Here is a 24,091-nt window from a genome sequence, read left to right as displayed (position 1 = left end):
GGAATCATGACTCCCCCCGAGAAGCTCAAGCTCGTCGACTCCGTCCAGGCCATCAACTGGAACCGGATCCAGGACGACAAGGACGTCGAGGTGTGGAACCGCCTCACGAGCAACTTCTGGCTGCCCGAGAAGGTTCCGCTCTCCAACGACATCCAGTCGTGGAACACGTTGACCCACGAGGAGCAGCAGCTCACCATGCGCGTGTTCACCGGGCTCACCCTTCTCGACACCGTGCAGGGCACCGTCGGCGCGGTCTCGCTGATCCCGGACGCCATCACCCAGCACGAGGAGGCTGTCTACACGAACATCGCGTTCATGGAGTCGGTGCACGCCAAGTCGTACTCCTCGGTGTTCTCGACCTTGTCGAACACCCAGGACATCGACGAGGCCTTCCGCTGGTCGATGGAGAACCCGAACCTGCAGAAAAAAGCGTCCATCGTGATGGACTACTACCGCGGCGACGACCCGTTGAAGCGGAAGGTCGCCTCTACGCTGCTGGAGTCGTTCCTCTTCTACTCGGGCTTCTACCTGCCGATGTACTGGTCCTCGCGCGCCAAGCTCACCAACACGGCCGACCTCATCCGCCTGATCATTCGCGATGAGGCAGTGCACGGGTATTACATCGGCTACAAGTTCCAGAAGGGACTCGAGCGGGTCGACCAGGCCAAGCGCGACGAGATCAAGGACTACACGTTCTCGCTGCTCTACGAGCTCTACGACAACGAGGCGCAGTACACGCAGGACCTCTACGACCAGCTCGGCCTGACCGAGGACGTCAAGAAGTTCCTGCACTACAACGCCAACAAGGCGCTGATGAACCTCGGCTACGAGCCAATGTTCCCCAAGCAGGCGACCGACGTGAACCCGGCGATCCTGTCGGCCCTCTCGCCCAACGCGGACGAGAACCACGACTTCTTCTCGGGCTCCGGCTCCTCCTACGTCATCGGCAAGGCCGTGACCACCGAGGACGAGGACTGGGATTTCTAGGCGCCGACACTTCGTCCGGTCCTCCGCGGCGAACGGCCCTTCCCCTCGCGGGTGAGGGGCCGTTCCTCGTTCCCGAGGACGGCGGCGAGACGGTCAGCCGTCGAGGAGCGCTGCTCGGATCGTGTGGAGCAGCGCCGGGGCGTGCACGGTCACGGTTGTCCACAACCGCTCGTTGTCGAGGGCGGCGTAGTTGTGGGCGGCGATGTTCCGCGTGGCTCGCAGTCCTTCGACCGCGTCGCCGGGCAGCTGCGCGACGACGGCGGCGGGCAGATCGCGGTGCACGAACTCGGCGAGAGTGATCAGGGCGAGCGCGCCGATGTCCCTGCTGTCCGACACAGGGCGGATGAACTCATCCTCGCCGTCGCGCGCGGCACGATCGAGGCGGGAGAGAAGCCGATCCGCCTCGAGGATCAGCCGGGAGCGCTTGTCGGTGTCCTCGGCGGGGCGTCGGGGGCGGGCGGTGAAGCGGTCCTGCGTCGTCCCTCCCTCGTCCGGCCCGGTCACAGCGGGACCGCCTCGCGGCGGATCGCCGCCACGATGTCGTCGTCCGCGCTGTCGATCACGACGTCCACCGGGAAACCGAGGAGCGCCTCGGCTCGACCGCGGAACGCGGCCAGTCGGAGGAAGTCGACAGAGGGATCCGCCGCGACGAGCAGATCGATGTCGCTCCGCTCGTCGTCCGAGCCCCGGGCCGCCGATCCGAACACCCGGACATCGCTGAGGCCGTGCTCTGCGGCGAGTTGGCGGACGTCGTTGGCGAGGTACTCCAGAGCGATCGACGGGCGGAGTCGGGCGGCTCGGAGGAGCCGCTCGAACAGCTCCGGGCTCGGACGGCGTGCGCCGGCTTCGATCGCGGCGATGTTCGGCTGACGCAGGCCGGCGGCGGCGGCGAGTGCCGTCTGGGACATCGAGACGTCCTCTCGGGCGCGCCTGAGGACTGCGCCGAGGGGGAGTTGGTCGAGGATCACGACCGCATCATATCGTCGTGGTATGTCGGAGAGGCAGGCGCATCACCATCCGCGGGAAGCCGTTCAGCACCGACGTCGTGTCGGCTGCCTCCGTGAAGCCGGCGCGTTCGAACAGCGCACGAGTGCCGACGTACGCCATCGTGAGATCGACCTTCGCGCCCGCGTTGTCGACGGGGTACCCCTCCACTGCCGGAGCTCCGTGCGCCCGGGCGAACTCGACCGCCCCCTCGAGCAGCGGATGCGAGATGCCGCGCCCGCGGAAGCCCGGGCGAACGCGGATGCACCAGACAGTCCAGACGTCGAGGTCATCGACGTGCGGGATCTTCCGGTTCGTCGAGTAACTCGTGTCAGCCCGCCGGTGCACGGCCGCCCAGCCGACTACGTCGTCGCCGTCGTAGGCGAGGGCGCCTGGCGGCGGATCCTCCGCGACGAGCGCGCGCACTCGCTCGCCGCGGGCCGGACGGAGTAGTGCGCGGTTCTCGGCGAAGGAGCGGAGGCGGTAGCTCAGACACCAGCACACGCTCGCGTCCGGGCGCTTGGGGCCGACGACCGCGGCGACATCGGCGAAGACGGAGGCGCGGCGGACCTCGATCGGCATGGTGGCAGCCTGCCACCGGCCAGCAAGGGCGGCAAGGCGTGCACAACGCAGGAAGGATCGCTCCCGCGCCCGTGCTGACCGGCCTGAGTCGCGCCTCTGCTCGCATCCATCCTGCGTTGTGAACCGGATGGCCTCGCCGATTCACCACTCCGCCCGATGAATTGCACCAGCGCCCCCTGTTGGACGCCGCCCGGTCGTGGCGCCTACCGTGGACGAGGTATCCAACGAAGGAGCACTCCCTGTGAAGCACGTCCCCCTCGGCAACTCCGGTGTCGATTCCCCGAACGTCGTCCTCGGCCTCATGCGCATCCCCGAGATGAGCGACGAAGCGATCCGCGGACTGGTCGGCGCCGCCCGCGACTCCGGCATCGACTTCTTCGATCACGCCGACGTGTACGGCGGCGAGCTGCACCGCTGCGAGGAGCGTTTCGCCGAGGCGATGCCGCTCACGCCCTCGGAGCGCGAGCAGGTCGTCCTGCAGACTAAGGCCGGCATCGTCCCGGACGGCCCGTACTTCGACTTCTCGTACGAGCACCTGATCGCCTCGGTCGAGGGCTCGCTGAAGGCGCTGCGCACCGACTACATCGACGTCCTCCTCCTGCACCGGCCCGACGCCCTCGTTGAGCCCGACGAGGTGGCCCGCGCGTTCGACGAGCTGCAGGCCTCCGGCAAGGTGAAGCACTTCGGCGTCTCGAACCAGACGCCCTACCAGATCGAGCTGCTGAAGAAGTCGCTGAACCAGCCGATCGTGGCGAACCAGCTGCAGCTCTCGATCACTCACGCGCCGCTGATCGCGCAGGGCGTTGCGTCCAACATGGTCGGTGAGGACCAGTCGGTGATGCGCGACGCCGGCATCCTCGACTACTGCCGCCTGAACGACATCACCGTCCAGGCTTGGTCTCCGTTCCAAGCCGGCTTCTTCACCGGTGTCTTCCTCGACAACCCGGCCTACCCCGAGCTGAACGCCGCGATCGATCGCCTCGCCGGGAAGTACGACGTCCCCGCGATCGCCATAGCCACCGCCTGGATCACCCGCCACCCCGCGGGCATGCAGGTCGTGCTCGGCACCACGAACGAGCAGCGCGTGCGCGATGCGGCTCTCGGCTCCGATTTGCCGCTCACGCGGCCGGAGTGGTACGGGCTGTTCCGCGCGGCGGGCTACCTCGTCCCCTAGAGCTCCCACCCCGGAGAAATGCGCGTCGGCGCAGAGAGGCACGGACCCCCAGGTCCGTGCCTCTTCCCGTTCCCGCGAGATGCCACTTCGGTACGCCCGCCGCCGCGTGTCGTGTACCGAAGTGGCATCTCGCGGGGGGAGGGGCGGGAATAGGAACGGCACCCCTGCGTTGGACTTGAGCGTAACCGACTCAACTTCCCCAGGAGGACTGGTGCCCGACAACGACAGTGAGGCCGGACCGAGCTCGTTCGACGACTTCCTCGCCCGCTACCTCGATGGTGAGCGCGCCCGCGCGGCGCGGTCGATCGACCTCAGCCGATTCCTCACCGCCCGTACCCGCAGCATCCTGCAGTCCGCAGGACGCTTCGCACTCGAGCGCGGCCAGACCGAGCTCGACGCCCTGCACGTGCTCCGCGTGATCATCGACGACGAGACCGTCTCCCAGGCCGTGCGCCGCATCGGCATCGACCCCGCCGCCATCGCCACCGCCGCGGAGGCGCGCCTCCCGCAGGCCGACGACGCTTACGCCTCGCAGAACGCGGCGACCATCACGCCCAGCGCACAGCGTGCGCTGTTCCACGCCTACCAGGTCGCCCGGTCCAGCGGATCGACCTACATCGAGCCCGAACACCTCTTCTTCGCGCTCGTGCTCGGCCAGGACGCCCCCGCCGGGCAGGTCCTCGCCCGCGCCGGCGTCACGGCCGAAGCCCTCACCCAGGGCATGCGCGAGGCCGACGTGCAGCAGCAGGAGGCGCCACAGCCCGCCTCCGACACTCCGATGCTCGACACGTTCGGCACCGACCTCACCGCTCTCGCCCGCGAGGACCGGCTCGACCCGGTGATCGGGCGCGCTGACGAGATCGAGCAGACCGTCGAGATTCTGAGCCGCCGCACCAAGAACAACCCGGTGCTGGTCGGCGAGGCCGGCGTCGGCAAGACCGCGATCGTTGAGGGCCTGGCCCGCGCGATCGTGGCGGAGGAGGTCCCCGAGCAGTTGCGCGGCAAGCGCGTGATCTCGCTCGACCTTCCCGGCATGCTGGCCGGCACCCGCTACCGCGGCGACTTCGAGGAGCGCCTCACCGGCACGATGAACGAGATCGCGGCGCACGCCAGCGAGCTGATCGTCTTCATCGACGAGATCCACACCGTCGTCGGTGCGGGCGGCGGTGGCGAGGGCGGCATGGACGCGGGCAACATCCTCAAGCCCCGGCTGGCCCGCGGCGAACTGCACCTGGTCGGCGCGACGACGCTGAAGGAGTATCGCACCATCGAGAAGGACCCGGCCCTGGAGCGGCGCTTCCAGCCGGTCCGCGTCGGCGAGCCCGGCATCGAGGACGCGGTCGCGATCCTGCACGGCCTCCGCCCTGCCTACGAGGAGCACCACCGCGTGCGCTTCACGGACGAGGCCCTCCGCGCCTCCGTCGAGCTCTCGGCCCGGTACCTCACGGACCGCGTGCTGCCCGACAAGGCGATCGACCTGATCGACCAGGCCGGCGCGCGCCTCCGCCTGAAGCTGGGCGCGGGTGTCGACACCGGGGCGCTGCTCGAGCGTCTGGCGACGCTGGAGGTCGAGAAGAACGCGGCCGTCTCGGCCGAGCACTACGAGGAGGCGTCTCGTGTCCGCGACGAGATCACCGCAGTGCAGGCGGAGCTCGAGGCGGCCACCGGCAGTGCCCCCGCGGAGGCGGTCGTCGGCGAGAGCGACATCGCGGCGGTCATCGCTCGTGCCACCGGAATCCCGGTGTCGCGGCTGACGGAGGGGGAGCGTGAGCGCCTCGCGCACCTCGAGTCGGAGCTGCACCAGCGCGTCATCGGCCAGGACGACGCGGTCGCCGCGGTCGCCCGCGCCGTCCGCCGCAGTCGCACCGGACTCGGTGACTCCTCGCGGCCCGTCGGTTCGTTCCTCTTCCTCGGACCCACCGGCGTGGGTAAGACGGAGCTGGCGCGCACCCTCGCGGGCTCGCTCTTCGCCGACGAGCAGTCGGTGATCCGCTTCGACATGAGCGAGTTCGGCGAGCGGCACACGGTCTCGCGACTGGTCGGCGCCCCTCCCGGATACGTCGGCTACGACGAGGCAGGGCAGCTCACCGAGCGCGTGCGCCGGAACCCGTACTCGGTGGTCCTCTTCGACGAGATCGAGAAGGCGCACCCGGACGTGTTCAACCTGCTGCTGCAGGTCCTCGACGACGGCCGCCTGACCGACGGGCAGGGCCGCACGGTCGACTTCCGCAACACGGTCATCATCATGACGTCGAACCTCGGCTCGGAGTTCCTGGCCTCGCGATCGGGTGCGCTCGGCTTCGTCGCGCAGAGCGACGCGTCGGCTGAGGGCTTCGCATCGGAGAAGGACCTGCGCGATCGCGTGATGGGCCGACTCCGCGAGGCGATGCGCCCCGAGTTCCTGAACCGGATCGACGAGATCGTGCTGTTCCGCCGCCTCGGCCGCGAGCAGTTGCGGGAGATCGTGGGCACCGTGCTCGACACCACGCGCACACGTCTCGCTCCCCGTGAGGTCACGCTCGAGGTGACGGAGGCGGCCGTCGACTGGCTCGCCGAGAACGGCTACGAGCCGCAATACGGCGCCCGGCCCCTCCGCCGGCTCGTGCAGCGCTCGGTCGACGACCGGATCGCCGACCTCTTCGTCAGCGGCGAAGTGGCCGATGGAGGCGCACTCCGCGTCGACGCCATCGCCGGCGAACTCCTGGTGACCTCGGCCGCCTCCCTCCCGCTGCCCGCATAACCGCCGCCGCCCCCGCCGTCCGCGCCTCGCGAGATGCCACTTGGGACCGCTTCGCCCGGCGTGTCGCCTACCCAAGTGGCATCTCGCGGAGGGGGAGGGATGCGACCGAGGGGAGGAGCGCGGGTTGCCAGGGGGAGCCGGGCGGGATAGACACGGGAGCACGAGAACCGGAGGCACGATGTCACACCCGCGTTACTACGACCCCGTGGGCAAGGCGGTCCGGGCGCTGCTCGTGCTGAGCCTGGTCTGCTTCGGCCTGGCGGTGGGCTTGTTCGCCCTCGACATCGTCATGCCCGGCACGATGACGGACACGCGGCGGCCCTACGCCGAGGCCAGCGGGGCGCTCGCGTCGTTCGGGGTCCTGGCGCTGATCGTCTACTTCGCGACGGTCGCGATCGTCGGAGCGATCCGGGGTCGCGGCTAGTAGCGCCCTCCTCGGCTCGCAGAAACGCGTCCGGCTCGCGGGATCCGAGGATCTGCGCGTGCCGGACGCGTTTTCACGAGCCGAAGGTGTGGGTCAGGGGCACTTCTTCGCGCTGATCGTCACCCTGAGGGTGGCGTCGGCTGCGACGGGGGAGCCGCCCGACGGCTCCTGCCCGGTGACCTGTCCGGCGTCTGGTGCCTTCGGGTCCTCGGCGCAGGCGAGCGTGATCTTCGTGAAGCCGGCGGCTCCGAACGCGTTCTTCGCCGCCTCCAGACCCTGGCCCGTCACGGTCGGCACCGTCTTCTGGTTGCCGGAGCTCGTGAACACGGTGATCGCGGATCCCGGCGCCGCGCTGCCGGACGGGGTCGCGCGGGTGACCGTGCCGGCCGCCGCGTCGCTCGCCTCGGAGCCGCCCTCAATCAGGCCGAATCCTGCGGAGTCCAGCTTCGCCTTCGCGTCGGCGACGCTGAGTCCCGCCACATCGGGGACGGACGCCTTAGGCTCCATCTGGAGCGAGCCGTCAGCCTTCGGGAACGCATCGCCGCCATACTTGGCGTCGGCCACCTGCATATAGGGCATCCAGATGCGGTGGCGGGCGCGCGCCACGGGGCCGGAGGGGAACGTGACGTTCCGCTGGTTGACGAAACCATTGACGTTCACGACGCCGACGACGGTCGCGACCTTCGTGCTCGCGCCGCTCATCCACGTCGCAAGCGCGTTGTCGGTCGTTCCGGTCTTGCCGATCAGGGGAGTGCCGTCGCGAGGGTTGCTCTCTGTGGTCGTTCCCCCGTCGAAGGTGGATTGGAGAGCGACCGCTGCGGTGGCGGCGACGTTCGGTTCGATCGCCTGGCGGCAGTTGTTGCCCGGGACTGGCAGCGAGGTCTCGCTCGAATCAACGATCTTGTCGATCGCGATCGGGTCGCAGACGGTCCCGCCCGCGGCGATGCCGGCGAAGGCCGACGCCATCGTGAGCGGAGCGATCTCCTCGGTGCCGAGGACCGCGGATCCGTTCTCGCCGAGGGTCTCGCCGTTGGCGCGGTGCACGCCGAACGACTCGGCCGTGCCCTTGATGGAGCAGAGGTCGAGCTTCTTCGCCATCGCGACGAAGCCGGTGTTCTCGGAGTTCTTCGTGTTGAACGCCGCCGTCCAGAATCCGCCGTTGCCGCCCTCGTCGTTCTTCGGTGACCAGCCCCGAGCGGACCAGGTGCCGTCGGCATTGCAGCTGTCCTCGAAGGTGCCCCAGTCGGAGCGGACGCGAGCGTCCACGGTCTCGTTGAGGCTGTGCCCCTCCTTGAGCCACTCCATCAGCGTGAAGATCTTGTAGGTGGATCCGGGCTGGAATCCGGCGGAGCCGCCGTAGGCGAAGTCGGTGTTGTAGTTGACGCTCGTCGCACTCCGATCCTCCGCCAGCACCTCCGGGTCCTGGGAGTAGGTCTTGTTCTGCGCCATCGAGAGCACGCGGCCGGAGCCGGGCTGCACGCTCACGACTACCGCTCCGACGTCGAAGTTCGACATCGTGCGCGGGACCTGCGCGTCGAGGTTCTTCTGCGCCGCGTTCTGCAGGTCCAGGTCGAGGCTCGTGTACACGTCGAGGCCGCCGCGGCGGAAGTTGCTCCAGCGGGTGTCCTCGTCAGCGCCGAAGATCTCGTTGTTCTTCAGCACGTTGGTGACGTAGTCGCAGAAGAAGCCCGCGTTGCCGGCGGTCGAGCATCCGGTGCTGGGCTGGGTGATACGAGGCTCGATCGCCGTCGCGACGGCGCTGTCGTGGTCCGCCTGCGAGATCTTCCCCTCGTTGAGCATCTTGCCGATGATGTAGTCGCGGCGGTCCTTGTTGCGGGCGTAGCCGTTCGCCGCGCCGTTGTCGGCGTTGTCGGGCTGGTCGATCCTCAGGACGGACGGATTGTTGACGATCGCGATCAGGCTCGCGGCCTGAGCGATCGAGAGGTTCGCGGCCGTCGTGTCGTAGTAGTAGTTCGCGGCGGACTCGAGACCGTAGGTGGTTCCTCCGAAGAACGCGATGTTGAGGTAGCCCTGGAGGATCTGGTCCTTCGTGTACTGCTTCTCGAGGCCGATGGCGAGCTTCATCTCGCGGAGCTTGCGCTCGGGCGAGGTTCGGGTGGCCTCGTCGATCGCGGCGGCACGCTCGCCGTCGTCCGTGATGTTGCGGACGGCCTTCTCGACGAGCACGTTCTTGACGTACTGCTGGGTGATCGAGGATCCGCCCTGCACGTCGTTGCCGAGCACGTAGGTCTGCGCGACGGCGCGGAGGGTGCCGGGGAGGTCGACCCCCCGGTGATCGTAGAAGCGGGGGTCCTCCCCCGAGACGGCGGCGTCGCGGGCGGCCTGCGCGATCTGGTCGAGCGGCACCTCGACCCGGTTCTCGACGTAGAAGGAGGCGAGCAGCTGCGACGACCCGTCCGATCGGGTCGCGTAGATGTTGCTCTTCTCGGAGAGCTTGTCGACCTCGAGGTAGTCGGGGAGGCCGGCGAAGACGCCGATCGACTGGTTCGCTGCGACTCCCGCGAGTGCCACCGCGGGGGTGACGGTGGCGGTCACGAGGACTCCGGCCACGACGCTCATGCCCAGGAAGCCGGCGATCGCTTTGATCACGCTTCCGGTGGTCCTTCTTTCGGACGCCACACTTTCTCCTTCGCGAATCCCCCCGGATACTGCGACGACCGCGGCCGACGCCCTGACCGCTTTCTGCGGCAGGTCAATCTCGACAGACTAACCCGAGAGCCCCGGAAGACGAAGGCCCGACCGGGCGCCGGAGGGCCGGGAGGAGACGCCGGAGGGCCGGAAAAGGACACTGGAGGCCCGCAGACACGCCGATCGGGATCCGGGGAGTGCGTTCTCCTAGGCCGTCCGCATGGCGAGCGCCTCCTCTGATCCCCGCCCGACCGACGGGACGGCACCGCAGACCGTGCCGGCCCCGCAGCAGCGCGCTGCCGCTACAGCGCCCACGGGCGCCCTGTCTGACGCGCTCGGCTTCCTCGCGTTCATCGCAATCCCTTTCCTGCGCCTACCCGCCGCCCGAGCTCAGGCTCCGACGGGCCAGACGTAGTCGAGCCCCGACGGTGTATCGGGGAACAGCGGCGCGTAGTGCTCCTCGTCCTTCGTGAGGAGTTGGGAGCGGTGGGAGCGGTGCAGGCGCTCGTCGCCGAACCACGGCGGGAGCGGGTAGTCGCCGGCCAGGTAGGCGGCGAGGTCCTCCGGCACGGCCGCGAGCGCGTCCTGCGTCTTCGCGAGGCAGGTGTCGACGAAGCCGCGCCGTGCCCACTCGGCGCAGGTCTCGCGTTGGTAAGCCATCAGCGCGGGGCGGTACCCCCGCCACATCCGCGTGACGGGGTGGTTCTGCCAGCCGTACCCGGGCACGGTCAACGCCCGCATCACCTGCAGCGTCTCGACGCGCTGCTTCCCCAGCCGCTTGCTGTCGAGGGCGCGGAGGCTGCGGTGGAGGTCGGGGTAGGGGAGGAAGGTCTGCACGTCTCCCAGTCAACAGCCGTCCGTTCCCCTCCGGCCACCCTCCCGTCACGCCGATGTCGCCCGCCGCGCGTAACGTCCGGGCCATGACCGGACTCCCTCTTCTCGCTACCGACGACGTGCAGCTGCGCTGGGCGCGGCCCGAAGTCCTCGACTCCGCTCGGCACCGGATGCTGCGCCTGCTCACCCTGGCCGAGCGCCTGCGCTACGAGGCGACAGGGCGGCGCGAGGTCCGCGACAGCTTCCTCCTGGGCCGGGTGCTCGTGCGCGAGCTCGCCGCGGAGACGCTCGGGATCGATCCGCTGGCGGTCGCGGTGGACGCGCGCTGCGAGCGCTGCTCCGGCCCGCACGGGCGCCCGGTGCTCCGCGGGGACCACCGGGGCCTGAAGCGGATGCGGATCAGTATCGCGCACTGCGAGGGCGCGGTTGTGGCGGCCCTGGCGAGGGGACGCGATGTCGGGATCGACGCGGCGCGCACCCGGAGCGTCCGCGACCGGGTGACCGCGGGCGTGACGACGGCGGAGCAAGTGCTCGCCGATCTGCGCGCGCAAGCGGTCGCGAAGGCTGACGGGCGCGGCACCTCGAGCGTCGAGCCCGTGCGCTTCCGCACCCGCGAGGGCGCCACGGAGGCGTGGATCGAGGGATCGAGCCGCTACTTCGCGGTCTCGGAGCCGGCGGTGCACTCGGCGCTCGTCGTGGCAGTGGCGCTCGCCCAGGAGTGAGTGCGGGGCGCGGCGTGCGATCGAGGTGACCGGCGAGAGGCTGAGACACGCGTCCCGGCGGCTCCGCCACGTCTTTTCTCCCGGGCGAGGTCGTCGAAAGCCGTTCTGTCGTCCGGAGCCGTTCTGTCGTCCGGCCGTGAGACTGGCGTAGGCTAGCTCCGTTAGCGAGCGCTAGGAGGCGCGATGACCCTCGCAGTCAACGATCACGGACGCAGCTCGAGCCTGGCCGCGCTCGAGGAGCTGCTCGCCGGTGCTGCCGACCGGGTGCCCGGGCTCTCGCGTCTCACCGCGGCCCTGCGTCGCGTCGAGAGTTCTGGAGCGGATGTTCTGAAGCTGATCGAGGGTATCGCCGACGCGGCGACGGCGGCGCCGCGGGCGACCTCGGGCATTGCGACGCGGGAGCAGGAGGCGGCGCTCCGAGCGGCGGGATCGTTCGTTGGAGAGATGCCGCCGCTTGAAGAGCGTGCTTCCATACGGTCGCAAGCGGCGTGGGCCGGCCTTCGCGGGCGGTCGCTCAGCACCTCCGACGTCGCCGCTCTTCTGCAGGTGAGCACGAGCCGCGTCAGGCAGCGAGCGGCCGATCACACTCTGTACGCATTTCCAGGGCAGACCCCGCACCGCTTCCCGGAGTTCCAGTTCACGCAGTCCGATGAACTTCCCGGCTGGACCGAGCTTGCGCGGAGGATACCGGACGATGCGCACCCTCTCGCCGTGTTCCGCATCGTCACCGAGCCCTCGGAGGAGCTGTTGCTCGAGGGCGGGCCGGTCAGTCCGCGCGACTGGCTCGCGAGCGGCGGCGACTCGGCGAAAGCCGTCGAGGTGCTCACGAACGGCTTCCTACTTCCGTGAGCGAGCGGCTGCCGGACCCCGACCGGTCCAGGTTTCCCGCTCTCTCCGTCGGCCACGTGCGGCGTCTCGGAACCGACGTGACCGTCGGCCGGATTTACCCACGCGGAGGCCCGCACCCGATCGACTGGAATCGGTTCCGGTCGTTCGGGCCGACCGGGTCGCGGTTCGACCACCACCCTCTTCCGCAGGGGCACCATCCCGATCACGGCGTCATGTACGTGGCCCCCACGCTCCCGGACGCCCGCGGTCGGCAGATGCCCGCCCTGCGCACGGCTCTCGTCGAGTGCTTCCGCGATCGCGGAGTCATCGAGCGCTCGAAGGACGACCCCTACTTCGTCACGATGCGGCCTCGGCGCGCACTGTCCCTGCTCGATCTCGCGGACTCGAGCTGGATCACCCTCGCCGGGGGCAACGCCGCGATCTCCAGCGGTTCCCGGGGGGCAGCGCGGAAGTGGGCCGTGGCCGTCTACGAGACCTATCCGGACATCGACGGCCTTCTCTACGCCTCCTCCAACCTGCCCGCCGCCCGGTCGATCTCGCTGTGGGAGCGCGCAGCAGACGCTCTGCCGCCTCGTCCCGACTTCCACGAGCCGCTGTCGCATGCCGTCCTCGATGCAGCGCTCGAGAGCTTCGCGAGAGAGACCGGGCTCGACCTCGTTCCCTGAGAGACGGAAGCCGCAGGTTCGGTAAAGCAGGAGCCGGCGCCGCGGTCAGCGCGGGGCCCGCAGTGAGCCGAGTGGGCCCCCGTGCAGCGGCTCCGTCTTTCAGCGGACGCGGGCGGTGCGGTCGGGAGCTAGCGTGACGTGCAGGCGGTGCGGGGTTTTGAGGAACACGATGTCCCCACATCCCCCTTCCTTAGGGGGCTTAACTGTGGTTGCAAGAAGCTGGAGGTTCGGTTAATATCAACGCACGGTGTATGCGGAATCCTCATTATCCGACCTCGATCACATGATCGACCGACCCAACCGGGGCGAGTAAGCAAAACCCACGAAAAAGGAGGTGATCGAATGAATAAAGACATGGATCTCGACATCGAGCTGATCGCAGATGCTTCGGAACTCGTCGCACTGGCGAACATCAGCTGACGATTCCGAATCAGCGGGGCGGACGCTTACGTCCGCCCCGCATCATACTCACTACCGCGCGGGGCGATCATGGCGCTAATCCAGAGCACAAACCTGACCGTCCGATGGGATAACGGGAAAGCGGTTCTAAGCAATCACGGAACGAGAGACCGACTCGCTGTCACGGGTGACGTCCTAGCCCTTATCAACCGGCTTGCGAGGCCTGTTGACTTCGAAGCCCTCCTCGCCGAGTATCCCGAAGACAATCGACTCGCCATCAAGAGTCTCCTTGATGTTCTTCTCAAGTTCGGATTCGTAGAAGAGACAACCACCGCCAATCAGACAAGAAGTAAATGGGCCGAAGCGTTCGGCCCCGATGCCCTCGCATTTCATCACGCCACTCTAGACGTCGGATTTGTCGCCTTCCGCTCAGAAAGAGCTTCCGACATTACCCAGAATTTCGGGCAGCGCGAACAGCCCGCTCGAGTCAAGAGCTACCCGGAAGCTGCGCGTCTTTATCTCCCCCGGCTCCGACCCCCGCTATCAATGCAAATCGATGAAGCATTTGCAAAGCGACGAACCCATAGAGATTTCAGCGGAAGCCCGGTGAGTCTAAGCGATCTCGCTACCATTCTCGAACGCTCCTTCGGCGTCACGGGATTTCAGGATACCGGACCACTGGGGACGCAACTTGTTAAAGTGAGCCCTGCCGGCGGATCTCGGCATGACGTGGAAGCTTATGTTCTCGCGTTCAATGAGGCTTATGCAAAATTGGTTTTTTGCCGAGTGAAAAAGATGAGTCCGCGGACGGCGTTGAAGGCATCTCGGAAGGTGCGCAGTGGCCGCCGGTAGTCGGTGTGGAATATCCGCCAGGTCTTGATGCTAGCAATTGTTCTCTCGATCACGTAGCGGTGGGTGTTCACGAAGCGATTGTGGTGTTTGGCGTAATTTGGCAGATGTTCTTCGCTTGGCCTCTTCTTTATTGGTGTGACCATTCCGGTGCCTTGATAGCCTTTGTCGGCCAGCGTGTTCGAGAGGTTAACGGTGTCGGCCAACCCGGTTTCTCGAAACGCGTGGGCATCGTGATGCTTGCCCGCGATCGGATCCGAAATGTGGATCAACCGACCGGAGAGATCGGCGAGGACCTGGCAGTTGTGCCCCGTGGTCATGTGTTTCCCGGAGTACAGCTCTGGCGCGTCCGACCAGGACCAGCACGGCAGGAGCGTGCCGTCGATGACGGCCGTTGTCCCGCGGAGCGCGGCCTCGACGTCCGGTTGCTCGTCGTCTATCACGACATTGAGCATCGCCTCAACCGACGCGATCGTTCGCGACACGGTCGACTGACTGACACCGACCACATCAGCGATCAACTGCTCGGTCACATTCTGGCGATAATAGAGAAGAGTGACCCGCAATGCTCCCTCGAGGGAAAGTCTGCGCGGACGTCCTCGCCGCCGACGCCACATGAACTCGTTCTCGATCCGTTCGGCGAGGATCGCGTAGTGCTCGGCCGTCATTCCCGTAGTAGACTGTGTGCGCACCGGCTGGTTCCTTTGCGAAGAGTTTCTGTTAAAGGCTGCTCTTCAATCAAAGCGGATTAGCCGGTGTTATTCGTGACCGACACGCGCAAATCCATCTCGATCAATCGTATTTTGCATAAGCCTCTTTGTCCCGAACACTTGGTTGCCGAAGCGACGTGGTGTCGTTCCTGACCCCCGGAGGTCGAGTTCAAGGATTCGCGCCCCATCTGGACAGTACCGAAGTTTTTGTCATCCAGCTTTATGGGCAGAAGAAATGGAGCGTTTGGGAAACCATCATCCCGCGCCCCTCGGCCGGCTACGCGCTAGATCCGCAAACATTGAGGCTTATGCAAAATTGGTTTTTTGCCGAGTGAAAAAGATGAGTCCGCGGACGGCGTTGAAGGCATCTCGGAAGGTGCGCAGTGGCCGCCGGTAGTCGGTGTGGAATATCCGCCAGGTCTTGATGCTAGCAATTGTTCTCTCGATCACGTAGCGGTGGGTGTTCACGAAGCGATTGTGGTGTTTGGCGTAATTTGGCAGATGTTCTTCGCTTGGCCTCTTCTTTATTGGTGTGACCATTCCGGTGCCTTGATAGCCTTTGTCGGCCAGCGTGTTCGAGAGGTTAACGGTGTCGGCCAACCCGGTTTCTCGAAACGCGTGGGCATCGTGATGCTTGCCCGCGATCGGATCCGAAATGTGGATCAACCGACCGGAGAGATCGGCGAGGACCTGGCAGTTGTGCCCCGTGGTCATGTGTTTCCCGGAGTACAGCTCTGGCGCGTCCGACCAGGACCAGCACGGCAGGAGCGTGCCGTCGATGACGGCCGTTGTCCCGCGGAGCGCGGCCTCGACGTCCGGTTGCTCGTCGTCTATCACGACATTGAGCATCGCCTCAACCGACGCGATCGTTCGCGACACGGTCGACTGACTGACACCGACCACATCAGCGATCAACTGCTCGGTCACATTCTGGCGATAATAGAGAAGAGTGACCCGCAATGCTCCCTCGAGGGAAAGTCTGCGCGGACGTCCTCGCCGCCGACGCCACATGAACTCGTTCTCGATCCGTTCGGCGAGGATCGCGTAGTGCTCGGCCGTCATTCCCGTAGTAGACTGTGTGCGCACCGGCTGGTTCCTTTGCGAAGAGTTTCTGTTAGAGGCTGCTCTTCAATCAAAGCGGATTAGCCGGTGTTATTCGTGACCGACACGCGCAAATCCATCTCGATCAATCGTATTTTGCATAAGCCTCATTGGGTGAGCCGACGATGGAATTCGTTATGAATCCAGGCGATGTATTATACCTTCCCTGGGGCACCCCGCATGTCGCGTCATCAGTCGACCAGATGTCGTTTCATCTCTCTGTTACTACTAAGCCGCGCTCGCTCTCCGAACTTCTTCAAGACATAGTGAAAGATGTTACCGAAGGCGATGAATCGTTCTCCGAACAGCCGACGCTAAACGAATCACGGGCCCACGACGTGACCGAAGTGCTCAGTCGCGCCGTCCAGCGGCTTGTGCTCAAGCTCGATTCTTTAGATCTATCGACGATGTCGAAGCGAGCGATCGTCACTGCCTCGAATCAGATCGGTACAGGACACATCAATTTCTTTGAGGCTATGGCGGAGTCCGAAGCTTCCCTCGGCGAATTGACCAGTCTAGTGAGAGCCGAAGGGCAGGCCGCCCTTGTCATTGAAGATGCTCGGGACGGCAAGGTAGACGTAAAAGTGGGCCTTCGCACTTTTCGCATGGACGACCGTGCGATTCCTGCTCTTCAAATCCTTCAACGAGATCCCGTCATCACCGTGGCGGAGTTGAGTGCCCATGTTGGCGATTCTGCGGCGGTGGCGCTTGTCCAAACGCTACTCCGAGTCGGATATCTGAAGTCAGTCCGCCCCTGAGTTGACGTCAGACGCCTCACCTTCAGCACCCGTGGCTCGCAGTGTCGTTTTCATAATCTACTTGATGGCGAGACTGATCTCGATTGCGGGGGCGGCAGCAACCACACTTGTCGTTCCCGTGATCGTCTACACCGCTACCAACTCCGCTGCCATCACTGGCCTTGTCGCAGGAATCGGCGGAGTGAGTTATTTCGCTTTTGGCATACCTGTCGGCCACATAGTCGATCGCTGGCCGCGCGGACCCGTCCTTGTCATATGCAATCTTTTTCGGGGGCTAGTTTTAGCCACAATACCGCTCGCTATCCTTCTTGACGGCTTCAGCCTTCCTCTTCTCGTTACAGGTCTGGTCGCGACCAATGTCTTGTTTGTCGCAACCGATGCCGCGAACGCGGGAGCTCTGTGGACGATCGTAGGAGTGAAACAATTGCAGCGGGCAAACGCACTGGTCTCGGGATCTGCTGCACTAGTGGAGATCGCGGCGCCTTTGGCTGCAGGAATAGCCCTCGGAAGGATAAGCGCCGAAGACGTCTTCTTCGTAGAAGCCTTCGCCATGGTGGGCTCCGCATTCTTGCTCTGGTCTATTCGTGGCCGTCTCGACCCTGCAACGAGGGAGCCGAGGGAAAAGCTGACTTGGCCAGCCGTCTTTTCCGGCTTTGTCTTTGTATGGAAGACTCGCCTAGTAACGCAGACAACGGCAGCAGCGTTATTTTTCGCTCTCTCAGAAGGCCTCATCCTCGGACAACTCATCGTGTTGATCTCAGTGCGTTATGGACCCGAACAGGGCGCTTCGGTCGTTGCTCAGGTTTATACAGCGATCGCTCTAGGGTCGGTCCTCGGGTCTTGGGTTCTTACGAAAGTTCAGTTCGCTCGGAACTCGGCGTTCATCTGTTCAGCTGCTTTCTTACTTGCGGCTATCTGTTTGGTAGGCGTGGTTTTGGCAACGTCGCAATTAACGCTGATTGTGTTCATGGGGGTGTGGGCAGTTCCTTTTGTGGTCGTCTTTGTCGGCGCTGCCTCCTTGCGTCAGAGTCTTGCGGAGGATCGTCTACAGGGACGGGTGGCTATTGCCGGAAGACTGCTCACTCTTGGGATCGGAATTCCTATAGGGGATGGAATTGGTGGATTGGTCTCCGAGTTAGTTTCTGTCAACTTAGCCTATATGGTTGCCGTTGCGCTTTCTGTTAGCGCGAGCGTGGTATTCGCAGTTCTGCATGTGAGAATCTTGGCTCGTGAGCGATTCGTCAATGAATAGGCTCCCATCCGGAGTGCGGTGTCCTCCTTGTCGTATATCTATATCGGCAGAATCGGTATTGTCCCCCTGGCACAGGCCCGCTTTCCGTCAGCGAGACACGGATTCTTCCAACCGTATGGTCGTCGACAACTTCTGCTAGCAAAAGAGAGTGCAGTGTGTCGACGAGCCCGCGAAGTGGGAGAATATCGCAATGCGACAGCGTGCGGCTACTCATGAAAAGCATTGTGCCATTTTATCTCGCCGCGGTCCACTGTAGCGGGAAAAAATGGCACAATGCTTTCGGCCCGTCGTGATGCGAGCGATCTCTGTGCGAGCGTCTCTTGCTCATGGCCCCACCCCCACCACAATCAGCTCGCTTACGGAGTTATCTCGTCGCCTGGGGCGATTGCCGGGAAGGGCCCGATCCCGAGCAAAAAGCGGAGGATCCCGTCGGTCGGTACGCGCAGGGCGGGGCCCGACCCCAGCTCCCACTCGGCGTCGGTCGGAGCGAGGGTTCGCCCGCGGACGGCGGCGCGGATCGCGAGCGGTGCGCGCTGCAGGCGGTCCAGCGCCACGGCCCCGGTGACGCGAGATGAGAGCGGGACCGGCGCGGGAGAAAGGGCGAGCTCGACACGGACGACCTCGACCAGCTCGGCGACCGATCGGGGCCCCTCGCCCGAGCGGCGAGCGGTGGCGAGAGCGGCCAGGGCCGACGCGAGATCGGCGGGCGGGGGAGGGGTGGCGGCCTCGCGGGCGCCCATCCGCGTCGCGAGGCGCTGGCCGGTGCTGCTCGAGAGCCGCACGATGAGGTCTCCGAGCAGGGCGTCCCGAGAGACGCGACTGGCCACCTCTCCCTCCGCAGTGGAGGGGGAGGGGGCCAGGACGGCGAGGCGGTCGAGCCTCTCGGCGACGAGGGGGCGCCAGTCGTTGCTGACACCAGTCTCGTCGACCGAGAGCCCCGTGCTCAGCGGCAGGAACCGCGACCAATCGGGCACGACCGCAGGGCCTAGCGTCCGCCCGAGCGGCGCTTGTTGTAGACGTCGAAGGCGACCGCGAGCAGGAGCACGAGGCCCTTGACCGCCTGCTGCCACTCGATGCCGATACCCATGATCGACATGCCGTTGTTGAGGACGCCGATGATCAGACCACCGATGATCGCACCGCCGATGGTGCCGACGCCGCCCTGGACGGCCGCACCGCCGATGAACGCGGCTGAAATGGCCTCGAGCTCGAAGCCGTCGCCAGCCTTCGGTCCGGCGAGGTTGAGCCGCGCGGTGAAGACGAGCCCGGCCAGCGCCGCCAGAACACCCATGTTGACGAACAGCCAGAACGTGACGTTGCGGGTCTTGATGCCCGAGAGCTCCGCGGCGTGCAGGTTGCCGCCGATGGCGTAGACGTGACGGCCGAACACCGAGCGGTTCATGACCACGCCGTAGATCAGGACGAGCACGGCGAGCACGATCAGGGTGACCGGGATGCCCTTGAAGGTGGCCAGCGCGAACGAGAAGGCGCCGATCACGACGGCGACCAGGACGAGCTTGGTGACGAACCAGGCCCCCGGCTCGACGCTCTGCGCGTACTTCTGCCGGCCGCGGCGGGTGCGCACGGACTGCACGGTGAAGGCGACGATCGCGAGCGCGCCGATGACGAGCGACAGCGGGTCGAGCTCGGTCTCGCCGAAGAGATCGGTGAGGAAGCCGTTGCCCAGCGCGCGGTACTCGGTGGGGAAGGAGCCGATGTTCGCGTTGCCCAGGACGACGAGCGCCAGACCGCGGAAGATCAGCATGCCCGCCAGCGTCACGATGAACGCCGGGATCCCGACGTACGCAATCCAGAAGCCCTGCCACGCTCCGACGGCCGCGCCGATCAAGAGGGAGAGGACGATCGACAGCCACCACGGGAGACCCATGGTGACCGCGAAGACGCCCGAGATCGCTCCGACGAACGCCGCGACCGAGCCGACCGAGAGGTCGATGTGCCCGGCGACGATCACCATCACCATGCCGATGGCGAGGATCAGAATGTAGCCGTTCTGCACGATCAGGTTGGAGATGTTCTGCGGGCGGAGCAGAATACCGCCGGTCATCACCTCGAACAGCAGCACCACCACGATCAGGGCGATGAAGATGCCGTTCTTGCCGAGGTCGCCCAGCACGTGGCTGAGGCGCTTGGTGAAGGCGTTCTCCGTGGGCTTCACCTGCGCTCCCGCCGCGGTGGACGGTTCGTTCTGCAGATCGGTCATCGTTGCTTCTCCTGAGTCATGAGGGTGAGGACCGCCTCGGGCGTCGCCTCGGCGATGGGCAGCTCGCCCGTGATCCGGCCCTCCGACAGCGCGTAGACGCGGTCGCAGATGCCGAGCAGTTCCGGCAGCTCGGAGGAGATGACGATGATCCCCTTACCCTGCGCCGCGAGCCGGTTGATGATGGTGTAGATCTCGTACTTCGCTCCCACGTCGATGCCGCGGGTGGGTTCGTCGAGGATGAGGACGTCCGGGTCGGAGTAGATCCACTTCGACAAGACGACCTTCTGCTGGTTACCGCCGGAGAGCTTCCCGGTCTTGGCGAGCACGGTCGGCGACTTGATGTTCATGCTGCCGCGATACTCGTTGGCGACCTCGAATTCGCGGTTGTCGTCGACCAGTCCGCCGCGGGCCACCTTGTCGAGCGAGGCGAGCGAGATGTTTCGCTTGATGTCGTCGATCAGGTTGAGGCCGTAGTGCTTGCGATCCTCGGTGGCGTAGGCGAGGCCGTGGGCGATCGCCTCCGAGACGTTACGGATCTTGATCTCTTTGCCGGCTTTGAAGACCTGACCCGAGATGCGGCTGCCGTAGGAGCGGCCGAAGAGGCTCATTGCGAACTCGGTGCGCCCGGCGCCCATGAGGCCCGCGATGCCGACGATCTCGCCGCGGTGCACGGTCAGGTTGACCTTGTCGACCATGACGCGGTTCGGGTCCTGAGGGTGGTGGGCCGTCCAGTCGACCACGCGCAGGATTTCCTCACCGATGTGCGGAGTGTGGTCCGGGTAACGATGGTCGAGGTCGCGGCCGACCATGTCCTTGATAATGCGGTCCTCGGTGACGTCGTCGTGCGCGATCGTCTCAATGGTCTTGCCGTCACGGATGACCGTGACGGTGTCCGCGATCTTCTTGATCTCGTTCAGCTTGTGGCTGATGATGATCGACGTGATTCCCTGCTCCTTGAGGTGCAGGATCAGGTCGAGCAGGTGGTCCGAGTCCTCGTCGTTCAGGGCCGCAGTGGGCTCATCGAGGATGAGCAGCTTGACCCGCTTGGAGAGCGCCTTCGCGATCTCGACGAGTTGCTGCTTTCCGACTCCGATGTCGAGGATCTTGGTGGTCGGGTTCTCGCGCAGACCGACCCGGGCCAGCAGCGATGCGGCCTCCTGGTTGGTCTTGTTCCAGTCGATCAGACCGCCGAAACCGCGCACCTCATTGCCGAGGAAGATGTTCTCCGCGATGGAGAGATAGGGGCTGAGCGCCAGCTCCTGGTGAATGATGACGATGCCCTTCGCCTCCGAGTCGCGGATGCTGGCGAACTGCATCACCTCGTCCTCGAAGACGATGTCGCCCTCGTAGGTGCCGTGCGGGTACACGCCCGACAGGACCTTCATCAGCGTCGACTTACCGGCGCCGTTTTCCCCGCAGATTGCGTGGACTTCGCCGCGCTGTGCGTTGAGCGTGACGTCCTGGAGCGCCTTTACGCCCGGGAACGTCTTGGTGATGCCGCGCATCTCGAGGATGTTCGTAGTCACGCCGCCTCCCTTCCTTCGTAGAGCCGGGCCCCCTCTCGGAGGCCCGGCGCAAGTGTGCTCGTCACCGCAGGTGACGCGAGTTCAGACCGTTTCCGTCCCCGGAACCGTCCCCGCGGTTCTCAGCGGGGTGAGCTGAAAGGCGGAGAAGGGAGCGATACCGGAGGTATCGCGACCGACGACAACGCCGCAGATCGCCCCGCTGAGGGCCGCGTTCGGATCAGCCGTTGACTTCGGCGTCGGTGTAGTAGCCGCCATCGACGAGGACGGACTGGATCTGGTCCTTGGTGACGATGACCGGGTCGAGCAGGAAGGACGGGACGACCTTCTTGCCGTTGTCGTAGGTGTCGGTGTCGTTGACCTCGGGCTCCGTGCCCTCGAGGACGGCCTGGGCCATCGTCACGGCCTCCTTGGCGAGTTCGCGGGTGTCCTTGTAGATGGTCGCGTACTGCTCACCGGCGATGATCGCCTTGACGGAGTCGAGCTCGGCGTCCTGACCGGTGATGATCGGGAAGTCGGAGCCGACGGTGTAGCCGGCGTCGGTCAGAGCCGAGATGATGCCGCGGCTGAGGCCGTCGTAGGGCGAGAGGACGCCCTGGACCTTGGAGCCGTCGGAGTACGTCTTGGTGAGGATGTCCTCCATGCGGCTCTGGGCGACCTCGCCGTCCCAGCGAAGAGTGGCGACGGTGTTGAAGTCGGTCTCGCCGGACTTGACCACGAGGGTCTTGTCGTCGATGTACGGCTTCAGAGTGTCCATTGCGCCGTTGAAGAAGAAGGTGGCGTTGTTGTCGTCGGGGCTTCCGGCGAACAGCTCGACGTTGAAGGGTCCGGCGGGGGCGGCGGCGGCCTTCGCGCCGGTGAGGTCGGTCAGACCGAGGCCCGCGAGGAGCGAGGTGGCCTGCTGGACACCCACCTTGTAGTTGTCGAAGGTGGCGTAGTAGTCCACATTCTCGGAGTCGCGGATGAGGCGGTCGTAGGCGATGACGGGGATGTCGTTGGCCTTGGCCTCTTCGAGGACGCTTGTGAGCGTGGTGCCGTCGATCGACGCGACGATCAGGGCCTTGGCGCCCTTGGTGATCATGTTCTCGAGCTGCGAGACCTGAGTGGGGATGTCGTCCTCGGCGTACTGCAGGTCGACCTGGTAACCGGCCTCCTCGAGCTGCGACTTGACGTTGTTGCCGTCAGCGATCCAGCGCTCGGACGACTTGGTCGGCATCGCGACGCCGACGAGGCCGCCGTCACCGGATCCCGAGCCCGAGCCGCCACCGGTTCCGGAGGAGCAGGCGGCGAGAGAAAGGATCATCGCTCCGCCGGCGATACCGGCGATGAGAGCGCGCTTCATTGTGGTCACTGTGATTCCTTCGTCATTGAATGCAGTGGATGCAGGGCCGCCCTCGGAATCGGGGCGGAGATGTGATGCCATGTGAGCGATCACATTGCGTCATGCTAGCCCCGCCGGTGCCCTTCGTGTCAACGCTGACGTCTCGACTCGGTAACGGGCGCGGGGCTCGCCGATCAGGCGCGAGCGGCGCGGGCGCTGACCGAGCGGGGAACGGCCGTGGACCCGCGCACGACCAGCTGCGGCGCGATGGGCGCGCCCGCCTCCGGCCGCCCGCCCTCGATCAGGCTGAGCAGGGCGGCCACGCACCGACGTCCCAGTTCGACGAAGTCCTGGCGGACGCTGGTCAACGGCGGCCAGTAGAACGCCGCCTCCGGGATGTCGTCGAAGCCGATCACGCTGACGTCTTCGGGGACGCGGACGCCGCGCTCGTGGAACGCGCTCATCAGCCCGAGCGCCATCTGATCATTGCCGGCGAAGACCGCGGTGAAGTCGATGAAGCGCGAGAGCTCCAGGCCCACGCGGTGCCCGCGCTCGGCACTCCAGTCGCCCAGGATCGGCGGGCGCAGCGGGACAGAGCGGTGATCGAGTTCGGCGAGGTAGCCGCGCATCCGCGCCTCCGCTTCGATCCAGTCCTGCGGTCCAGCGAGGTGCACGATCTCGGTGTGTCCGAGGTCGATCAGGTGGCCGGTGGCGATGCGGGCGCCCGCCATCTGGTCGACGTAGAGTGCGTCGTCGCGGTCGTCCTCGCTCGTCTGCAGGGTCACGTGCGGGATACGCAGCGCAACTCCGGACAGGATGTCGAACACCCGGATCTGCGGGGCCACGACCACGAGTCCTTCGACGGCCTGGTTGAGCAGGTGGCGGATTCCCGCCTGGATGGACGCGCCGTCCGTGCCGTCGACGTTCGCCGTGACGACCAGGTATCCGGCGTCGCGCGACGCGACTTCGATGGCTTGGATGCTCGACGCGGGGCCGTACTGCAGACTCTGCGACGAGAGCACCCCGATCGTGCGGGTGCGGCTGGTGACCAGCGCCCGCGCGGCGAGGTTGGGGCGGTAGTCGAGTTCGGCCATCACGTCGAGCACGCGCTTCTTGGTCTCGGCGCGCAGGCTGGGATGGTCGTTCAGGACGCGGGAGACCGTCTGGTGCGAGACCCCGGCGGCGCGGGCGACGTCGTAGATGCTCGGCGCCCGCGACGCGGGCTTGTCTTCCGGCATCGGGGCACCGCGGCTCTCTGTGATCGGCGCCTCCGACGCTGGACCGGGGCGCCCTCGCGGGCGACTCGCCCGTCCGCGGGCGCGTGTGAGCACACTTTACGTGCCTCCG

23 protein-coding genes are annotated in these 24,091 nt (G+C 65.9%); 10 read left to right on the top strand and 13 right to left on the bottom strand.

Annotated features, from left to right (window positions below):
* Positions 1-6: 6 nt before the first annotated feature.
* On the top strand, positions 7-987 hold the full coding sequence (nrdF, locus tag A6122_RS11695) for a class 1b ribonucleoside-diphosphate reductase subunit beta (protein WP_068255135.1): 981 nt from the start codon (positions 7-9) through the stop codon (positions 985-987).
* A gap of 93 nt (positions 988-1,080) precedes the next feature.
* Here nrdF and A6122_RS11690 read toward each other — a convergent pair whose 3' ends face one another.
* The 3 genes from A6122_RS11690 to A6122_RS11680 are packed head-to-tail and all read right to left on the bottom strand — an operon-like array spanning position 1,081 to position 2,553.
* The gene (locus tag A6122_RS11690; protein WP_068255134.1) at positions 1,081-1,491 is read right to left on the bottom strand and encodes a HepT-like ribonuclease domain-containing protein; all 411 of its coding nucleotides are present in this window, start codon (positions 1,489-1,491) and stop codon (positions 1,081-1,083) included.
* A complete protein-coding gene (locus tag A6122_RS11685; protein WP_084416016.1) occupies positions 1,488-1,955 on the bottom strand; it encodes an XRE family transcriptional regulator in 468 nt (155 codons plus the stop codon). The genes A6122_RS11690 and A6122_RS11685 overlap by 4 nt, the downstream gene beginning before the upstream one ends.
* A gap of 7 nt (positions 1,956-1,962) precedes the next feature.
* Positions 1,963-2,553, bottom strand: coding sequence for a GNAT family N-acetyltransferase (locus A6122_RS11680; RefSeq protein WP_068255133.1), 591 nt, complete (start codon positions 2,551-2,553; stop codon positions 1,963-1,965).
* Positions 2,554-2,794: 241 nt separating this feature from the next.
* Between A6122_RS11680 and A6122_RS11675 the strand changes: the two genes are divergently transcribed.
* The 3 genes from A6122_RS11675 (at position 2,795) to A6122_RS11665 (ending at position 6,891) form a co-directional block, all read left to right on the top strand.
* Positions 2,795-3,727, top strand: a complete 933-nt coding sequence (locus A6122_RS11675; protein WP_104261797.1) for an aldo/keto reductase — start codon at positions 2,795-2,797, stop codon at positions 3,725-3,727.
* Between the two features lie 211 nt (positions 3,728-3,938).
* Positions 3,939-6,467 (top strand): ATP-dependent Clp protease ATP-binding subunit, encoded by a 2,529-nt coding sequence (locus A6122_RS11670; RefSeq protein ID WP_237358180.1) that lies wholly within the window; start codon positions 3,939-3,941, stop codon positions 6,465-6,467.
* Between the two features lie 178 nt (positions 6,468-6,645).
* Positions 6,646-6,891 carry a hypothetical protein gene (locus A6122_RS11665; RefSeq protein WP_068255129.1) on the top strand — a complete coding sequence of 82 codons (246 nt, stop codon included), beginning with the start codon at positions 6,646-6,648 and terminating at the stop codon, positions 6,889-6,891.
* A gap of 93 nt (positions 6,892-6,984) precedes the next feature.
* On the opposite strand, the gene A6122_RS11660 is transcribed toward A6122_RS11665, so the two are convergent.
* Both A6122_RS11660 and A6122_RS11655 read right to left on the bottom strand, forming a co-directional pair.
* Positions 6,985-9,501, bottom strand: coding sequence for a transglycosylase domain-containing protein (locus tag A6122_RS11660; RefSeq protein ID WP_068255126.1), 2,517 nt, complete (start codon positions 9,499-9,501; stop codon positions 6,985-6,987).
* Between the two features lie 429 nt (positions 9,502-9,930).
* Positions 9,931-10,377, bottom strand: coding sequence for an MSMEG_6728 family protein (locus A6122_RS11655; RefSeq protein WP_068255124.1), 447 nt, complete (start codon positions 10,375-10,377; stop codon positions 9,931-9,933).
* Between the two features lie 83 nt (positions 10,378-10,460).
* On the opposite strand from A6122_RS11655, the gene A6122_RS11650 reads away from it, so the two are divergent.
* From A6122_RS11650 to A6122_RS11640, 3 genes are all read left to right on the top strand, one after another.
* Positions 10,461-11,096: a 4'-phosphopantetheinyl transferase family protein gene (locus A6122_RS11650; protein ID WP_068255121.1), complete on the top strand. Its 636-nt coding sequence runs from the start codon at positions 10,461-10,463 to the stop codon at positions 11,094-11,096.
* Positions 11,097-11,279: 183 nt separating this feature from the next.
* Entirely contained in the window at positions 11,280-11,945 is a 666-nt protein-coding gene (locus tag A6122_RS17005; RefSeq protein WP_068255118.1) for a hypothetical protein, read from the top strand.
* Between the two features lie 212 nt (positions 11,946-12,157).
* Positions 12,158-12,610 (top strand): hypothetical protein, encoded by a 453-nt coding sequence (locus tag A6122_RS11640; RefSeq protein ID WP_335720329.1) that lies wholly within the window; start codon positions 12,158-12,160, stop codon positions 12,608-12,610.
* A gap of 594 nt (positions 12,611-13,204) precedes the next feature.
* On the opposite strand, the gene A6122_RS17000 is transcribed toward A6122_RS11640, so the two are convergent.
* Both A6122_RS17000 and A6122_RS11630 read right to left on the bottom strand, forming a co-directional pair.
* Complete coding sequence (locus A6122_RS17000; RefSeq protein ID WP_068255111.1) at positions 13,205-13,402, bottom strand: hypothetical protein; 198 nt, start codon at positions 13,400-13,402, stop codon at positions 13,205-13,207.
* Between the two features lie 368 nt (positions 13,403-13,770).
* On the bottom strand, positions 13,771-14,526 hold the full coding sequence (locus A6122_RS11630) for a transposase family protein (RefSeq protein ID WP_084415693.1): 756 nt from the start codon (positions 14,524-14,526) through the stop codon (positions 13,771-13,773).
* 179 nt (positions 14,527-14,705) lie between these two features.
* On the opposite strand from A6122_RS11630, the gene A6122_RS17745 reads away from it, so the two are divergent.
* Complete coding sequence (locus A6122_RS17745; RefSeq protein ID WP_418320014.1) at positions 14,706-14,903, top strand: JmjC domain-containing protein; 198 nt, start codon at positions 14,706-14,708, stop codon at positions 14,901-14,903.
* On the opposite strand, the gene A6122_RS11625 is transcribed toward A6122_RS17745, so the two are convergent.
* Positions 14,875-15,630 carry a transposase family protein gene (locus tag A6122_RS11625; RefSeq protein WP_084415693.1) on the bottom strand — a complete coding sequence of 252 codons (756 nt, stop codon included), beginning with the start codon at positions 15,628-15,630 and terminating at the stop codon, positions 14,875-14,877. The two genes, A6122_RS17745 and A6122_RS11625, sit on opposite strands and share 29 nt — an antisense overlap.
* 164 nt (positions 15,631-15,794) lie before the next feature.
* Here A6122_RS11625 and A6122_RS16000 point away from each other — a divergent pair, with 164 nt between their 5' ends.
* On the top strand, positions 15,795-16,427 hold the full coding sequence (locus tag A6122_RS16000) for a JmjC domain-containing protein (protein ID WP_084416012.1): 633 nt from the start codon (positions 15,795-15,797) through the stop codon (positions 16,425-16,427).
* 64 nt (positions 16,428-16,491) lie between these two features.
* A complete protein-coding gene (locus tag A6122_RS15995; protein WP_237358179.1) occupies positions 16,492-17,679 on the top strand; it encodes an MFS transporter in 1,188 nt (395 codons plus the stop codon).
* A 356-nt stretch (positions 17,680-18,035) separates the two neighbouring features.
* Here the strand turns inward: A6122_RS15995 and A6122_RS11615 are convergent, their stop codons facing one another.
* The 5 genes from A6122_RS11615 to A6122_RS11595 form a co-directional block, all read right to left on the bottom strand.
* The gene (locus A6122_RS11615) at positions 18,036-18,653 is read right to left on the bottom strand and encodes a hypothetical protein (protein ID WP_068255105.1); all 618 of its coding nucleotides are present in this window, start codon (positions 18,651-18,653) and stop codon (positions 18,036-18,038) included.
* Positions 18,654-18,664: 11 nt separating this feature from the next.
* A complete protein-coding gene (gene mmsB, locus A6122_RS11610; protein WP_068255102.1) occupies positions 18,665-19,900 on the bottom strand; it encodes a multiple monosaccharide ABC transporter permease in 1,236 nt (411 codons plus the stop codon).
* A complete protein-coding gene (gene mmsA / locus A6122_RS11605) occupies positions 19,897-21,426 on the bottom strand; it encodes a multiple monosaccharide ABC transporter ATP-binding protein (protein ID WP_068255099.1) in 1,530 nt (509 codons plus the stop codon). The genes mmsB and mmsA overlap by 4 nt, the downstream gene beginning before the upstream one ends.
* A gap of 217 nt (positions 21,427-21,643) precedes the next feature.
* On the bottom strand, positions 21,644-22,765 hold the full coding sequence (gene chvE / locus A6122_RS11600) for a multiple monosaccharide ABC transporter substrate-binding protein (RefSeq protein WP_068255095.1): 1,122 nt from the start codon (positions 22,763-22,765) through the stop codon (positions 21,644-21,646).
* A gap of 173 nt (positions 22,766-22,938) precedes the next feature.
* Complete coding sequence (locus A6122_RS11595) at positions 22,939-23,982, bottom strand: LacI family DNA-binding transcriptional regulator (RefSeq protein WP_068255088.1); 1,044 nt, start codon at positions 23,980-23,982, stop codon at positions 22,939-22,941.
* Positions 23,983-24,091 lie beyond the last annotated feature (109 nt).

It is taken from the genome of Rathayibacter tritici, assembly GCF_001641005.1.
Taxonomy (GTDB): Bacteria; Actinomycetota; Actinomycetes; order Actinomycetales; family Microbacteriaceae; genus Rathayibacter; species Rathayibacter tritici.
This window is presented reverse-complemented; position numbering and strand designations above follow the sequence as displayed.